General features: G+C 41.9%; 15 protein-coding genes. All 15 read right to left on the bottom strand.

Annotated elements, in window-relative coordinates; translation table 11 throughout:
* Window positions 1-3 precede the first annotated feature (3 nt).
* The 15 genes from ACFO3D_RS03025 to ACFO3D_RS02955 all read right to left on the bottom strand — a co-directional run bounded on the left by ACFO3D_RS03025 (window position 4) and on the right by ACFO3D_RS02955 (window position 16,187).
* Window positions 4-963, bottom strand: a complete 960-nt coding sequence (locus ACFO3D_RS03025; protein WP_390293124.1) for an ABC transporter permease — start codon at window positions 961-963, stop codon at window positions 4-6.
* A complete protein-coding gene (locus ACFO3D_RS03020) occupies window positions 964-2,010 on the bottom strand; it encodes an ABC transporter permease (RefSeq protein WP_390293123.1) in 1,047 nt (348 codons plus the stop codon). It lies immediately after the preceding gene.
* Complete coding sequence (locus ACFO3D_RS03015) at window positions 2,007-3,536, bottom strand: ABC transporter ATP-binding protein (protein WP_390293122.1); 1,530 nt, start codon at window positions 3,534-3,536, stop codon at window positions 2,007-2,009. Before ACFO3D_RS03015 ends, ACFO3D_RS03020 begins: the two co-directional genes overlap by 4 nt.
* A 147-nt stretch (window positions 3,537-3,683) precedes the next feature.
* A complete protein-coding gene (locus ACFO3D_RS03010) occupies window positions 3,684-4,796 on the bottom strand; it encodes a BMP family lipoprotein (protein WP_390293121.1) in 1,113 nt (370 codons plus the stop codon).
* 93 nt (window positions 4,797-4,889) lie between these two features.
* Window positions 4,890-5,615, bottom strand: a complete 726-nt coding sequence (locus ACFO3D_RS03005; protein WP_390293120.1) for a GntR family transcriptional regulator — start codon at window positions 5,613-5,615, stop codon at window positions 4,890-4,892.
* A 686-nt stretch (window positions 5,616-6,301) separates the two neighbouring features.
* Entirely contained in the window at window positions 6,302-8,584 is a 2,283-nt protein-coding gene (locus ACFO3D_RS03000) for an FtsK/SpoIIIE family DNA translocase (RefSeq protein ID WP_390293118.1), read from the bottom strand.
* 142 nt (window positions 8,585-8,726) lie between these two features.
* Window positions 8,727-8,936: a YlzJ-like family protein gene (locus ACFO3D_RS02995; protein WP_390293117.1), complete on the bottom strand. Its 210-nt coding sequence runs from the start codon at window positions 8,934-8,936 to the stop codon at window positions 8,727-8,729.
* Window positions 8,933-9,658 (bottom strand): ClpP family protease, encoded by a 726-nt coding sequence (locus ACFO3D_RS02990; protein WP_390293116.1) that lies wholly within the window; start codon window positions 9,656-9,658, stop codon window positions 8,933-8,935. Before ACFO3D_RS02990 ends, ACFO3D_RS02995 begins: the two co-directional genes overlap by 4 nt.
* A gap of 98 nt (window positions 9,659-9,756) precedes the next feature.
* The gene (gene dapA / locus ACFO3D_RS02985) at window positions 9,757-10,623 is read right to left on the bottom strand and encodes a 4-hydroxy-tetrahydrodipicolinate synthase (protein ID WP_390293115.1); all 867 of its coding nucleotides are present in this window, start codon (window positions 10,621-10,623) and stop codon (window positions 9,757-9,759) included.
* Window positions 10,624-10,709: 86 nt separating this feature from the next.
* Window positions 10,710-11,942, bottom strand: a complete 1,233-nt coding sequence (dapG, locus tag ACFO3D_RS02980; protein WP_390293114.1) for an aspartate kinase — start codon at window positions 11,940-11,942, stop codon at window positions 10,710-10,712.
* A gap of 16 nt (window positions 11,943-11,958) precedes the next feature.
* Window positions 11,959-13,005, bottom strand: coding sequence for an aspartate-semialdehyde dehydrogenase (gene asd, locus ACFO3D_RS02975; RefSeq protein WP_390293113.1), 1,047 nt, complete (start codon window positions 13,003-13,005; stop codon window positions 11,959-11,961).
* Between the two features lie 26 nt (window positions 13,006-13,031).
* Entirely contained in the window at window positions 13,032-13,634 is a 603-nt protein-coding gene (dpaB, locus tag ACFO3D_RS02970; protein WP_390293111.1) for a dipicolinate synthase subunit B, read from the bottom strand.
* Window positions 13,634-14,518 (bottom strand): dipicolinic acid synthetase subunit A, encoded by an 885-nt coding sequence (dpaA, locus tag ACFO3D_RS02965; RefSeq protein WP_390293110.1) that lies wholly within the window; start codon window positions 14,516-14,518, stop codon window positions 13,634-13,636. Before dpaA ends, dpaB begins: the two co-directional genes overlap by 1 nt.
* A 148-nt stretch (window positions 14,519-14,666) precedes the next feature.
* Entirely contained in the window at window positions 14,667-14,900 is a 234-nt protein-coding gene (locus tag ACFO3D_RS02960; RefSeq protein WP_390293109.1) for a YlmC/YmxH family sporulation protein, read from the bottom strand.
* A 63-nt stretch (window positions 14,901-14,963) separates the two neighbouring features.
* Window positions 14,964-16,187, bottom strand: a complete 1,224-nt coding sequence (locus ACFO3D_RS02955; RefSeq protein ID WP_390293108.1) for a M16 family metallopeptidase — start codon at window positions 16,185-16,187, stop codon at window positions 14,964-14,966.
* Between the last annotated feature and the right edge of the window lie 7 nt (window positions 16,188-16,194).

The raw sequence follows: 16,194 nt of genomic DNA, 5'->3' as shown, positions 1-16,194 counted from the left end.
TTATTATCTACTTCCTTTTATATATGGTACACCATTTGCCTTCGGTGCTTCTGCACGGCCGATAAAACCAGCAAGTGCAAGTATTGTCAGTACATAAGGAGCGATCAGCAAGAAGACCTGTGGAACATCTTCAAGAAATGGAACACCTGCACTGATAACACTTAGACTTTGGGCAAAGCCAAAGAAGAGAGCTGCTCCCATTGCACCAAGTGGATGCCACTTCCCGAAAATAACCGCTGCAAGGGACATAAAGCCCTGACCTACAATGGTCGCGTGCGAGAAGTTCAAGGCGATTGTAAGCGCAAATACAGATCCGCCAAGACCCCCGAATGCACCAGACAGTATTACTGCTACATAACGCATTTTGTAAACATTAATTCCATTAGTATCAGCTGCCATCGGGTGCTCCCCGACTGCCCGCAACCGCATGCCAAACGGAGTTTTATAAAGCACATACCAAGCGATGAATGCCAGTGCAATCGCTACATACGAAGTAATATAAACATCTTGAAAGAATATTGGACCAAGAACCGGAATTTCACTTAACAGAAAGATATCGTTAGTATAGAATGGTTCATTCACCATATCTGTCTGCCCTTTTCCATACCACTGCTTGGTCAGAAATACACCCAGGCCAAGGGCAAGGAAGTTTATCGCAACACCACTCACCACCTGATCAGCACGGAAAGAAACAGATGCAACTGCATGAATAATCGAGAAAATAGCCGAAACAACCATAGCCACAATAATGGATATCCATGGTGTCCATGCACCCAGCATTTCGTCAAATGTCAGATTAAAGACAATACCGACAAATGCACCCATGATCATCAGACCTTCCAGGCCGATATTAACTACACCTGAACGTTCACTGAATACTCCACCAAGCGCTGTAAATATCAAAGGTGCTGAAAAGAAAAGTGCGGGCGGAATTATTGATTGTAACAGATCTACAAGCCCCATTTATTTCTCCTCCTTTTTAAAGCGAAGTATTGCCCATCTGATAATATAGCTAGATGCAACAAAGAAGATTATCAATGCAATAATTATATCTACGAGTTCAGTCGGAACACCTGCCACTGTCGGCATGTTAATTGCTCCAACTTTTAAGGCACCAAACAGGATTGCGGCAAGAACTACACCAATCGCAGTATTCGCACCAAGCAGGGCTACGGCGATTCCGTCAAAACCAAGGTTGGTAAACCCGGACATTGCAGATATGGACTGGTATGTTCCAAGACCTTCCATTGCACCAGCCAAACCTGCGAACGAACCGGCAATAACCATGGAAAGGACAATATTTTTGCTTACATTCATACCTGCGTATTTAGATGCATGCTCATTAAAACCTACTGACTTAAGTTCATATCCCGTAGAAGTACGCTGGATAATAAACCACATTATGATAGCTGCAAACAAAGCAATTAAAATTCCGTAGTGCATTCTGGAAAAACCAGTTAACCCCTGAAGCCATTCGGATGCCAATGAAGCTGAACCAGCAACCGTTTCTGTTGAATCCATGTGATCTGTTAATACGTTACGTATAAGAGCATTTGTTACGAAAAGCGCAATATAGTTCATCATGATTGTTACAATTACCTCATGCACGCCTAATTTAGCTTTTAAAATACCCGGAATGAATCCCCACACGGCGCCTGCAAGTGCTGCTGCGATTATTGCAAGCGGAAGATGTATATACATTGGTGCATCGAAAGCAAGTCCGACCCAAACAGAAGCAAGCCAGCCAACGATCACCTGTCCTTCAGCACCGATATTGAATAAACCTGAACGGAACGCGAAAGCAACTGCCAAACCGGTTAAAATATATGGAGTGACTTGACGAACTGTCTCCCCAAAAAAGTATAAGTCTCCAAAAGCCCCTGACCACAGAGCGGAATAGCCTAGTATCGGGTTATATCCTGAAGCCAGCATGATAATTGCTCCGGCAATCAAACCAAGCAAAACAGAAATAATAGGTATTAATATATTAAATAATCTATTGGACATCATTCACTGCCACCTGCCTCGCCTTTGTTACTGCCCGCCATCAAAAGACCAAGCTCCTGTTCATTTGTTTCAGCAGGCTTGATGTCAGCCACTATCTGACCATCGAACATTACGGCTATCCGGTCACTGACATCCATAATCTCGTCCAATTCAAAAGAAACCAGCAGGACAGCTTTTCCTTTATTGCGTTCCTCGATGAGTTTCTTATGAATAAATTCAATCGCTCCTACGTCAAGTCCCCTGGTTGGCTGAGCCGCAATCAAAAGGTCCGGTGAACGATCAACCTCACGGGCAATAATTGCCTTTTGCTGATTCCCACCGGAGAGCGCTCTTGCCTTTGTATACTCGCTCGGTGTACGAACATCATATTCATCAATAAGTGCTTTTGCCTTTTTATAGATTTCTCCATAATTCAGGATTTTGTTTCTGGAGTATGGTTTTTTATAATAGGTTTGCAAAACCATATTTTCTCCAATAGGAAAATCAAGTACAAGGCCATATTTATGTCTGTCTTGGGGGATATGCCCAACCCCTGACTCAGTTACTTTACGAGGTTTAAAGTTTGTTATATTCTTACCGGAAACTTGAATCGATCCAGACTGGGCTTTTCTTAATCCGGTTATTGCCTCAATCAGTTCGGTTTGGCCATTACCGTCCACTCCTGCAATACCGACTATCTCACCTGCACGGACATCAAGATTAAGGTTCTTTACGATATTGACTTTCCTTGAGTCTTCTACATTGAGGTTTTGAATAGATAACACGTTCTCTCCCGGTTTCGCCTCTTCTTTATCAATCTTGAAACTTACTTCTCTCCCTACCATTAAAGACGCCAGCTCAGTTACATTTGTATTCGCAACATCCACTGTATCTATCCCTTTTCCTTTACGGATAACAGTACAGCGATCGCAAACCTGCATGATTTCTTTCAATTTATGGGTAATCAGGATAATAGATTTACCTTCCCTGATAAGAGAATTCATAATTTCTATCAGTTCTTTAATCTCCTGCGGGGTCAAAACAGCAGTCGGTTCGTCCAGAATAAGTACATCTGCTCCACGATAGAGCGTTTTCAATATTTCCACCCGTTGCTGCATTCCTACTGATATATCACGAATTTTTGCAGTTGGATCTACATTCAGTCCATACTTATCGGATAGTTCTTTAATTTCCTTTTCGGCTTCTTTCAGATTTATTTTTCCGTATTTCGTTGGTTCACTGCCTAAAATTATGTTCTGAGTAACTGTATATGTATCTACTAGCATAAAGTGCTGATGGACCATTCCTATACCCAGGTCGTTCGCTTTGTTAGGATCGGTGATTTTCACTTTTTTTCCATCGACACGGATTTCTCCCTTTTCAGGCTGGTACAACCCGAAGAGAACATTCATCAATGTCGATTTTCCAGCACCGTTCTCCCCCAATAATGCATGGATTTCTTGTTTTCTAACCTGAATGGTTATGTCATCATTTGCTACAATGCCAGGGAACTCCTTACGAATGTTCAGCATTTCTACAGCATATTCCAAGTATTTTCACTCCTTCTACTGAATCAATTATAAAATTTAAATAATCGCCAAATGAAAAGGGCTGGAAGAAGATTCTCTTCATTTGATGATTATCAAAGGTCATTATTAAGGTGAAAAAGGCTGGATATCCAGCCTTTTTCATATCCCTTACAATCCGTTAACGTACTCTTCTGCTTCTTCGCGTGTCTGAGGGACTTTTACATCTTCATTGATGATTTTTTCTTTCCAGCTTTCAATTTCTTTAACGATCTCATCAGTAAGCGCTTCTTCGTTTGTTTTAGCAACACTGACACCGCCGTCTTCTAGACCATATGCCAATACTTCTCCACCAGGGAATTCACCTTCCATTGCCTGATTAGCTACGTCCTCTACTGCAACGTCAACACGTTTAACCATGGAAGTAAGCGTTACATTGTGGTCACCGATTTGTCCTTCTTCATGCTGGTCGCGGTCTACACCGATAACCCAGATAGAACGTTCAGGGTTATTCTTCTTGATATCTTTTGCCTGCGCAAACACACCATTACCAGTAGCACCTGAAGCATGGTAGATAACATCCGCATCGTTACTATACATATAAGAAGCAATTTGCTTACCTTTATCAGCAGCTGCGAAGGACTCAGCATACTGAATCATTACTTCAATATCAGGGTTTACAGACTTAACACCTGCTTCGAAACCTGCTTCGAACTTGTTGATCAATGGAGAGTCAGTACCTCCCACAAATCCAACTTTGTTTGTTTCCGTTTTCATCGCTGCTGCAACACCTACAAGGAATGATCCCTGGTGCTCTTTAAAAGTGATGCTTGCAACATTTGGCTTTTCAACAACGTCATCGACGATCGCAAATTTTGTATCCGGATACTGGTCCGCTACTTTATCAATAGCATCATGCAATTTGTAACCGATACCAAAAATCAGATTATAATTCTGTTTAACCAGACGGTTTAAGTTTGGAAGATAGTCCGATTTTGCATTGGACTGAGCGTAGTTAAATCCTTCCCCTTTGGACATATTGTGCGATTCGCCCCATGCTTTAAGACCTTCCCATGCTGATTGGTTGAATGATTTATCATCCACCCCACCTACGTCTGTTACCATTGCTGCTGAGAAATCTGATGATTCACTTGCGTTGCCGCCTTCTTCATTCCCGGAATTTCCATTACCGCCTTCTTCATTTCCAGATCCGCCGCCACATGCAGCAAGGATCATACCAATACTGAACAACAATGCAATAAGTATAAACTTACGATTCTTCAAGTCCGAAAACCCCCTATTATGATTTGATGATGGTTGGTCCAAAAAAGTCACACACTTCAAAATGCCTGCGACCACCTCCTTAAATGAAATCCCTTACAAACGTTTCCGTAAAACGTGGAAGCTGAATATATCAGAACGGAAGAAGTTTGCAGAATAAAGTACCGGTTCATCATCATTTGTATAATGCATTTGCTTCAAAAGCAATAATGACTGTTCCGGGTTACATTTCAGAATTTCATAGATTCGACTGTGATAACTGACTGGTTCAATATATGTAACTGCATATGAAATCCTTTTCCCCGAATACTCTTCCAGCAGCTTAAACAGTGAGTCTTCCTGATGGATGCGGTCTAGCGGGAGCATATTATCAGGAACTTTGTCGATACAGAATACAACCGGGACATCATCAGCCGTTCTAACCCGTTCCACTTTTGCGAGAGAACTAATGCTAAAAGGTGCAAACTTGTCCTTTTCATCCTCAGTAGGTTCCAAAATTTCGGTGGATAAGAACTGAGAACCCGGTTGTTTACCGGATTGTTCAATCATGTATGTAACACTGTTCAGCTGTTCTATACCGGAAGAAAAAATCGGCTTTGGATTGACAAAAGTTCCAACCCCATGCCTACGTGTCACAATATTTTCTTCCTCCAGGATCCGTAACGCTTCCCTTAATGTGGCCCGTGAAACACCCAGCTTCTTTGCAAGTTGAAATTCAGAAGGAAGTTTCTGCTTTGCTTTGAACGTTCCATTTTGAATTTCGCGCTTAATTTCATCGATAACCTGAAGATATAAATGCCGTGAATCAATTTTTATCGACAAGATGGCCCCCCTTTACGCGTACCTTGTAACAAGAAGAGATCTGACCTCTGACGTATGACTCTTTTGTCCGACATAAATATAACACTTTTACAAAAATAAATAAATAGTTATAGGACAATTAACTTAAAAAATACACGTTTATTCTTCTCCATCCGTCATTATAACATTAGAAAACCCGGGTTTCGACAAGCATCTGTGGCGAATGTCACCGTTTTATTTTAAACGGGTAAAATAACATCCTTACCTGTCAAAAAAGCGGACCGTATTCCAATAACAAGAATACGGTCCGCTTTTTTATTTAGGAACTTTTTATAAATTTTGGTTGCTCTTTAACCCCCGCAGTTAATGTAAATGCTAATCAGAATTAATTTGGCTTTATGACCACGCAACTGGAATATACTCGCTTTCATCACTCCGGGGGCAAGTGCGACATCTATTCAAGGTTACGCTGTTCGCTTTTGTAGTGTCTCCTTTGCAGATGGGCTCACCACGAGCCTCCTCGCTCGCCAAGACCGTTCACTGTGGGGTCTCTAAGGATCGCTGTCTCATAGGAGGCTCGCTGGTCGCCCGCGGAAAGCGTAATATATTTCCGGGGGGAAGCTTCGCTGTTACATCGCAGTCATTCATGTATCGCAAAAACAGCGATACACCACAGTTTATAGTTAATATGATAAAACCTCTTAATTTTAAGAAGTACGTTCCTCGTCGGTTTGTGAAACTAACACTGTCCTTGGTTTACTTCCCTCATATGGCCCCACGATCCCCCGGTCTTCCATGGCATCTATCAAGCGGGCGGCTCTGGTATATCCGATCCGGAACCTCCGTTGCAGCATCGATACACTTGCACTTTGCATTTCTGTAATCATCTGCACTGCATCATCAAATAATTCATCATCTACTTCCTGGGTAACCTCACTGGTTTCTTCTGGAATCATTTCTTCTTGATAAGAAGCTTTCTGTTGCTCAATACAGTGATCAACAATACGTTCCACTTCTTCGTCGGAGAGAAACGCACCCTGTACACGGGTTGGCTTGGAAGATCCAACTGGCATAAACAGCATATCACCGCGCCCAAGCAACTTCTCTGCACCGCCAGAGTCAAGAATTGTTCTTGAATCTGTCTGGGAGGATACACTAAAGGCAATTCGTGATGGGATGTTTGCCTTAATAACTCCTGTGATTACGTCAACAGATGGGCGCTGTGTGGCGATGATAAGATGAATACCGGCAGCACGTGCCATTTGCGCCAGACGTGTAATGGCATCCTCAACATCGTTAGAAGCAACCATCATAAGATCAGCCAACTCATCAACGAGCACGACAATATACGGAAGGTTCGGCTGTTTATCTTCCGACGTTTGATTATAACGACGGATATATTCATTGTAACCTTCGATGTTTCTGGTTCCCGTATCGGAAAATAACTCGTATCTTCGTTCCATTTCTGAAACTACCTTTTTCAGCGCCCTGGATGCTTTTTTTGGATCCGTCACAACGGGAGCTAGCAAATGAGGTATCCCATTATAAACATTTAACTCTACTTTTTTAGGATCTATCATCATCATTTTAACTTCATGTGGCTTAGTCCGCATTAGAATAGTAGTAATAATTCCGTTTACACAGACACTTTTACCACTACCGGTCGCACCTGCAATGAGCAGATGCGGCATTTTATTAAGCTCGGAAACTACAGCTTCTCCCGAAATGTCCCGGCCGAGGGCGAAGAGAAGTTTGGAAGTTTGTCTGCTCAATGTGTTATCAAGTACTTCGCGGAGAGAAACCATCGCAACTTCTTTATTAGGAACTTCTATCCCGACTGCTGACTTTCCGGGTATCGGTGCCTCAATACGAATGTCTTTCGCAGCAAGCGCAAGAGCCAAATCGTCATGAAGATTAACGATTTTACTGACTTTTACACCTGCTTCGGGATAAACTTCGTATTTAGTTACCGCAGGTCCCACGTGTACTTTTGTAACTTTAGCTTTTACCCCAAAACTGTTGAAAGTCCGTTCAAGCTTTCTTACGGTTGCTTGAATTTGTGATTTTTCTTGTTGCTGCGAGTTCTGGGAGGGTTCTGCCAGCAGGCTAACCGGTGGAAGTTCATATTCATAGTTTTCCGGTTCGGTCATAGGCAGAGGAGCTTCATTTTCCGGCTCAAGAATTTCATCCGGTATGGATGTCTCCTCCTTAGTTTCAGGCTTGTCGGTTGCTTTTGCCTTTTCTTGTTGGTCAAACGAATAGGTCACATCGGCAAAATCTTCAATGACAGGTTCTGCAACTTCTGTTTCTGCCTCATTTCCCGAATCTGTCTCATATACCTCAACATCTTTGCTCGCCTTTTTAGTAGTGCGTCTGTGGAGAAAACGCTCTTTAAGTTTTTTGCCCGATCCGGATACACGCTTTGTCCATTTTGCAAAAAAGTCACCTAGGGAAAATTCGGATATGAAAATAAACCCTACTAAAATAGTAAAAACAGATACAATTTTCGCCCCTACTGATGAAAACAGAAAATAACAAAATGCGAAGAGGAATGCTCCAACCATACCTCCGCCGATATCTCCGGCACCTGCTGTTCCATCCACAAATGCAAAAAAGTTCATCCACGTTGCCTTAATAATCGATGCATTTTCAGACTCCAGCAACATTCCTTCAAATGTCTGTATGTGCGTTAATAGCAGGATTCCCGTGAAGATAATATAAAACCCTATCAGTCTTTTATGGGCAAAATGCGGATATCGCCGTTTAACCATAAGCGTAACACCTGTGACCAAAAGAAAGATGGAGGCTACAAAATACCAGATACCCAGCAGAAATCTGAATATGTATTCAAGACCACCAGGTATAGCTCCATCACTAATAGCGCTTGCACCACTGCCAAATATTGCGAGGAATATAAAAAGCAATCCCAATAATTCATACTTAACTTGTTTTTTTAACTGATTTTTCTTCTTTCGTCTCTTTTTTGCCATGTCACAACACCTCTATTAATTCAGGCAATCTTGTAGAAAAATATACTTCAAATAAGACCAGTAAACCCTTGCCGTACGTAGGGCAAGGGTTTCAACTGCAAACATCGGTTCTATTATAGCATAGTTTTCCGGACATGGTGTATTAATCCTTTAAAATAGTTCCCGGGTTGTAGTCACTGTTCATAAAGTCTTGGGGGTCAGTGGAAAGCAGCTGGAGTAACCGATATCCCCCGTCCTCAGTCTGTTCCACATACAATTGTTTTCCATTATAATTTACACATTGGCGATTGTTAAAATCTTTTTCCTCGCTTGGAAAAATATCGTTTGGCGACAAAGGTGTATATAAAATCATTGGACCACCTGATCTTCCGGACCTTTATTCATCTTTATCAGCTCGTTAACTTTTTTCATAGCATCTTGGACACCGCCAACTTCATCTATCAGACCGTATTCAACTGCATCCTGTCCAATGACATTTGTCCCTATATCCCTGGTCAAGTTTCCTTTTGCAAACATGAGTTCTTTGAATTTTTCCTCTGTAATATTGGAGTGATTTATCACAAAATTAATTACTCGTTCTTGCATTTTATCAAGATATTCAAATGTTTGAGGAACCCCAATAACCAATCCGGTTAATCGAATCGGATGAATTGTCATGGTAGCAGTCGGTACAATGAATGAATAATTGGTTCCTACAGCAATCGGAACACCAATCGAATGTCCGCCGCCAAGCACAATGGAGACGGTTGGTTTAGAAATCGAGGCAATCATTTCAGATAATGCAAGACCTGCCTCAACATCCCCGCCGACAGTGTTCAACAGAACAACCAGGCCCTCTATTTTAGGGTTTTGCTCAATTGCAATCAACTGTGGCAGCAAATGTTCATATTTCGTGGTTTTGTTTTGAGGCGGTAGCTGAACATGCCCTTCAACCTGACCAATTATGGACAAGACATGAATATTCGAGTCCGGCGCTTGTGGGACGTTTGACTGGCCCAGTTGCTGGATTTTTTGTACTAATGAGGATGGGTTTGATTGATTTTGATCATCTTGTTTTGATGGGTTTTTTTCCATATAGAGCACTCCCTTTCGAACGTACGTATAAAATTAGTATGAACGAAATGGGGGCCAGTCATGCAAAAAAATAACCGGCAATAATGCCGGTTATTTTATCAAATGTTGAGTAGTCCTTTTAATGTATGTTTCTCATCGTTAGTAAGTGGGATTAATGGAAGTCGTACCCCGCCAACTTCAATATCTTTCATATTTAAAGCAGCCTTAACAGGAGAAGGTGATGGAGCCGCAAACAAGCCGTTCATTACGGGAAGCAACTTCCGGTGGAGCCTCGCTGCTTCTTTAACGTTTCCATCCTCAAATGCTTTCACCATTCTCTGCATTTCATTTCCGATTACATGGGACGCAACTGATACAACACCGTCTGCTCCTACAGATAGAAGCGGCAATGTCAGTCCGTCGTCTCCGCAATAAACACTGAAATCATCACTAGTTTTTTCAATGATTTCTGATGCCTGGTCAAAATCTCCTGTCGCTTCCTTAACCGATACTATGTTTTCAATATTGCTTAATGCAATGATTGTGTCAGCAGTCATCTTAACTACAGACCGGCCCGGTATATTATAAAGCATTACTGGAAGTTTGGTTTCAGCGGCTATTGCAGCAAAATGTTCATACAGTCCCTTCTGGTTGGGCTTGTTGTAGTATGGAGCAACAAGCATCACGGCATCCACCCCACAGGCTTCCGCCTCTTTGGTGAGATGAATTGATGCTGCTGTATTATTACTACCCGTTCCAGCAATTACAGGAACTCGGTTGTTCACAGTCTTTACGACGTGCTTCATAAGATCAACTTTCTCGTCTGTTGAAAGTGTCGGCGATTCACCTGTGGTTCCTGCTACAACCAACCCTTCGGTACCGTTTTTCAGTAAGTGTTCAATTAGTTCTGTGGTTTTTTCGAAGTCAATTTTCCCGTTATCACCGAATGGGGTGACCATCGCGGTCAGGATTCTGCCAAAATTCATATTACGACACCTTTCTATTTATAGTCTCTCTCCGATAAGCCTTAAAAAAGAGCGATGCACAACTTAGCGTATAATACCCGTACTAACTATACCAGCTTTTCGCTTGCACCGCTTAATTCGAACACATCGTGCAAAGCGTTGACAGCAGTATTTAAATCCTTCTCATGAATCAATACCCAAATGGTCGTATGGCTGTCAGCAGACTGCAAGATTTGCACACCAGCATTGGTAAGCGACTGGACAATCCTGGATGCAACGCCTGGAACTCCTGTCATACCTGCACCAACTGCGGATACCTTTGCACAGTTCCTGGTGATTTCCGGTTTGAATCCTAGGGTTTCCAGGATGTGAATAGCTTTTTCTGTAAAAGAATCTGGAACGGTATATATTACTCCAGTCGGAGAAATATTAATAAAATCAACAGAGATTCCGGATTCCGCCATTGCTTTAAAAACCTCGGATTGCAAGCGATGGGTCTCGTCCTTCGTCTGTACTCTTATTTGTGTGATTGAAGAAATATGCGCTATTCCGGTAATTAGCCGATCGGTTATATCCATCCCAGCTTCCAGACCCCTTGTGGCTGTTACAAGTGTCCCTTCATCTTCCAAATACGTTGACCTTACCCGCATTGGTATTTTAGCCTGCATAGCGATTTCCACTGCACGTGGATGAACTACTTTGGCGCCCTGGTATGCCAGGTTGCATATCTCGGTGTATGTCACAACATCAAGTGGTCTTGCGGAAGATACAACTCTTGGATCGGCAGTCATAATTCCACTAACATCCGTGAATATTTCTACCCTTTCAGCCTGTAATGCCGCACCCAGAGCTGCTGCAGTAGTATCACTGCCGCCACGTCCAATGGTAGTTATTTCACCTGTTGCTGTTTGTCCCTGAAAGCCGGCAACAACGACAACGTCATGCTGCTCAAACTCATGGAGAATACGTTCAGGATTAACTTCTTTTATTTTTGCCCGGTTATATTCTTCATTCGTAATGAAGCCAGCTTGAGCTCCTGTAAGAGCGGTGGCGCTTATATGATTCTTTTGGAGCTCATTTGACAACACTACAGAAGCAATCGTTTCACCGCATGACATTAAAAGATCGAGTTCACGGTTGGAATTATAATTTTGAGGGAACCCGATCATCTCCAACAGCGAATCTGTTGCATATGGATCCGGCTTCCGTCCTAATGCAGATACCACTACAACTAATTTATGGTCTTCCACTAATGCTCTTTTCACATGCCGGATCACATGATCCCTGCTCTCTTCATTTTGGACGGACGTTCCCCCAAACTTTTGAACCAATATCTGCATTGTTTCACCTCAATACTTAAAACCAGTTATTTTTAATTAGTCGTTCTGCAATTTGAATAGTATTCCATGCTGCTCCTTTAACAAGGTTATCGGATACAACCCACAAATGAAAACCTTTATCAAGGTCAGGGTCTTTTCTTACCCGGCCAACGAAAACTTCCTCTTTATCAGAAGCGCTCAACGGTGTTGGATAAGTCTGTGTAGCCGGATCATCTTCAAGAATGACTCCATCCGCTTCCTCTAACACTTTCCATATATCCTTCACAGTTAAACCATCTTTTTCAACGTCAACATATACGCTTTCCGCATGAGATGTAAAGAATGGAAGTCTTACACAAGTAGCTGCCACAGGTAGTTCCGGCAGATGCATAATCTTCTTTGTTTCATTGATCATTTTCATTTCTTCAAATGTATACCCGTTATCCTGGAATACATCTATCTGTGGAAGTGCATTAAACGCTATAGGTGTGTGTTTCTTGTCACCTTTGACAGGCAATATTTCAGCGGTCATTTCTTCACCATTCAGGTATTGTTCAGTCTGTTTTTCAAGTTCTTCAGAAGCCTGGTTGCCAGCTCCAGAAACTGCCTGGTAAGTGGAGACGATTACACGACTTAAACCATAAGCATCCTGAATTGGCTTTAACGCAGCTACCATCTGAATGGTTGAACAGTTTGGGTTCGCGATTATTCCGTTATGTGATTTAATATCTGATTCATTAACCTCAGGTACAACCAATGGGACATTTTCGTCCATTCGGAATGCACTTGTGTTATCAACCACCACTGCGCCATGTTTAACTGCCTCTGGGGCAAGCTTTTTCGAAACAGAACCACCCGCTGAGAATAATGCGATATCAATCCCCGAAAAACTTTCAGGGACAGCTTCTTCAACGATTATTTCTTTATTTTTGAATGTCAGCTTACTTCCAGCTGAACGTTTGGATGATAAAAGTTTTAATTCATTTATCGGCAGGTCCTTTTTCTCTAGTATTTCCATGATTTTTTGGCCTACTGCACCAGTTGCTCCTACTACTGCTACATTATATGCTGTTTTGCTAGTCATTCTCATGACACCTCACTATGTTAGATTCAATTTATTTTATCATATCCATGTGGAATAATAACAGGCTGAAGTTGTTTGTTTTCCATAGCGGCGATTACCGTATCCTGTAATTGACTCATATCAGCAACCAGTGAGTTGGGTTTTTTATACGGATCATCCTGTCCGTAAGGGATAAAATAAATATACTTACTCGCCATTAATCGCATTAGATTAACTCCATTAAGTCCAAGTGCATCATTGGTTGAAATTCCCAGTACGACCGGTTTCTGGTTTCGCATTGTGGCTTTTGCAGCCATTAAGACCGGAGAATCAGTGAGCGCATTTGCCATCTTACTCATTGAATTTCCTGTAAGCGGAGCGATCACCATACAATCCAGCGGCGTTATAGGACCCAAGGGTTCAGCTTCCGGCATAGTTGTAATTACTTTTTTTCCGGTAATAGACTCAATTTTGGCAACGTGGTCTGCTGCTTTTCCGAACTTTGTGTCTGTCGTACGGACGGTATACGTAACAATCGGTATCACATCTGCTCCTGCTTCCACCAATCGCTCCAGCTCCGGAAAAACCTGGTCATAAGTACAATGTGAAGCAGTAAAACCAAAACCAATTCGCTTTCCATTAACTGACATTATTTTGTCTCCTCCCCTTCAGGTAAAATCTGTTTAATCACATCAGCCAATATCTTGCCGGCTGTTTTCGGAGCAACGATTCCCGGAAGGCTCCGTGCCAGGATTGCTTTAATTCCCCTCTGTTCAGCGTATTCAAAATCTGTCCCTCCAGGTTTGGATGCAAGATCAATAATTAATGCATGGGAGGGTAAATGCTGGATGGATTCCTTGGTAACAACCTGTGCTGGTATCGTATTTATCACTAAATCGCACGAACTGGTATGCTTATGCAATTCATCGAGTGGTATTGCAGTCAGCCCCATTTCGGTAATCCTGGCAAGGTCCATAATACTTCTGGCACACACCGAAACCTTGGCGCCCAAGGCTGAAAATTTATTGGCCACTGTATTCCCTACTCTTCCGAAACCAACAACGATTACCCTTGATGAATGAATAGTGTAATCCGTATGTTCAATAGCCATCATAATAGTTCCCTCAGCTGTCGGAATTGAGTTATATATTGCTACATCATCACGATTAAATAAGGGAACTAGTGTTATATTCTGTTCGCTTGTTACATTAGTAAGATAGTCATTCGTAATACCAGTAAATACAATTGCATGCTTATTTAAGGATTCAAACCATTGTTCTGTCAATTGGATTTCCTGATCAGAAAAAACGGTATCGACAAAACCAACGTTGTCTGTACCCGTTATGGGGAGAATTACCGCATCCAATTTATCCTGCTCAAGCTCGTTAAAATCAACTTGCTTCAAACCGGTAAAGCCTTGTTCCAATTTGTCAAAACCAACAAGAAAGATAGTAGTATCAGGCAGTGTCTGCAACTGACGTATCAATTCCAGGTACCGTGCATCTCCGCCAATTACTGCGATCAGTTGACTCATTATTGAAAAACCCCTCCAGACATACTCTTACTCTGTTTTATTCTTTATTAGCTTATGTGCATATCACCTGTTAGTGATTACTCCGTGTATAAAAACATACAAAAAAGGCTGGTATCTATTGATACACCAGCCTTCATAAGGTAATATTCTAATCCAGTTCGACCATGATCATGTCTTCGCCTATCTTCCTTATGGAGTTCCATCTGATTTTGGTTTCAGCACCTTCTTTTTTGAGGCCGAACCATTTGTAATTAGGAATGATAAAAGCTTCTATCTGACCAGTTCTTTCGTTAATTTCCAAATCCGTCTGTCCCAGTATTCCAAGCCGCGAGCCGTGATTGACATTAACTATTTCTTTACCACTGATGTCTTTATAGCGCATTTCATCCCCTCCGTAAACCTGCTGTACATATTATATATATATGAGCAAGCGGGGCAAGTATGCTCAACTAGTAGTTTTTGGTGCAATCAATGCACTTGATGAAGAGTTGTCGAATACTGATTCAATAACCTGCTGTATTTTACTATGATTGACCGCATCAATTTCTTCAATCATTTCATCTAGCGTTCGATGTCTGTTCAACAACAGTTCATTTTTCCCATTTCGACTCATACGGCTGTTGGTACTTTCGAGACTGAGCATTAGACCGCCCTTTAACTGTTCCTTACTATTTTTTAGTTCTTTATCAGTTAAACCATCTTTTATCAATTTCTCAACGGTTTGATCAATCGTATGCTGAAGTTTAGGAAGTTGTTCATTGCCTGTTCCCGCATAAATGGTCAGTAGCCCATTATCCTGGAATGACGAATGATAGGAGAACACTGCATACGCCAGACCCTGTTTTTCTCGTACTTCCTGAAACAGCCGGGAACTCATACTGCCTCCCAGAACATTGTTCATGATTACGAGGCTGAAGATATTATCGTCTCCTACAGGAAGCCCGTTATATCCAAGGCAGAGATGGGCCTGCTCTGTATCTTTATTCCGCTCAATTGTGTCAGCTATAAACTGTGGTTTAACCAGTTCTGCACGTTTTACATCGGAGCTGAAGTTTCCAAAGTAGGTATCGACATCATTAATAAACGTTTCCTCCACATTTCCCGCCACTGACACAACCACATTTTCAGGGGTATACCGCTCTTTCATATAATCCCGTAATGTTTCTGGTTTAAACGACAGCAACTGTTCTTCGGTACCAAGAATTGGATAACCAAGCGGATGGTCTCCGTATGATGCTCTCGCCAGGATATCATGGACAATATCGTCCGGAGTATCTTCATACATTTTAATCTCTTCTAGAACTACTTTTTTCTCCCGCTCCATCTCCTCCTCATCAAAGGAAGAATTAAAGAACATGTCTGCCAGAATCTCTAGTGCATATTCTTTATGGGTATCAATAACTTTGGCATAAAAACAAGTGTATTCCTTTGAGGTGAAGGCATTAACCTGTCCGCCTATTGAATCAAAGGCTTCAGCGATATCCTGAGCGGAACGTGTTTTAGTACCTTTAAAAAACATATGTTCCAGGAAGTGGGAAATCCCGTTTTCCTGTTTTATTTCATTTCGTGAACCTGTGAGAACCCAAATTCCGATCGTAACGGATCGAACAGAAGGGATATTTTCAAGGACGATTCGAAGTCCATTCCTGCTAGTATACTTTTCAACCATACTATTC

The organism is Virgibacillus kekensis, assembly GCF_042654125.1.
Lineage (GTDB): Bacteria > Bacillota > Bacilli > Bacillales > Amphibacillaceae > Lentibacillus > Lentibacillus kekensis.
Note: the sequence above shows the minus strand (reverse complement) of the source record. Positions and strands in the feature narration are given on the sequence as shown.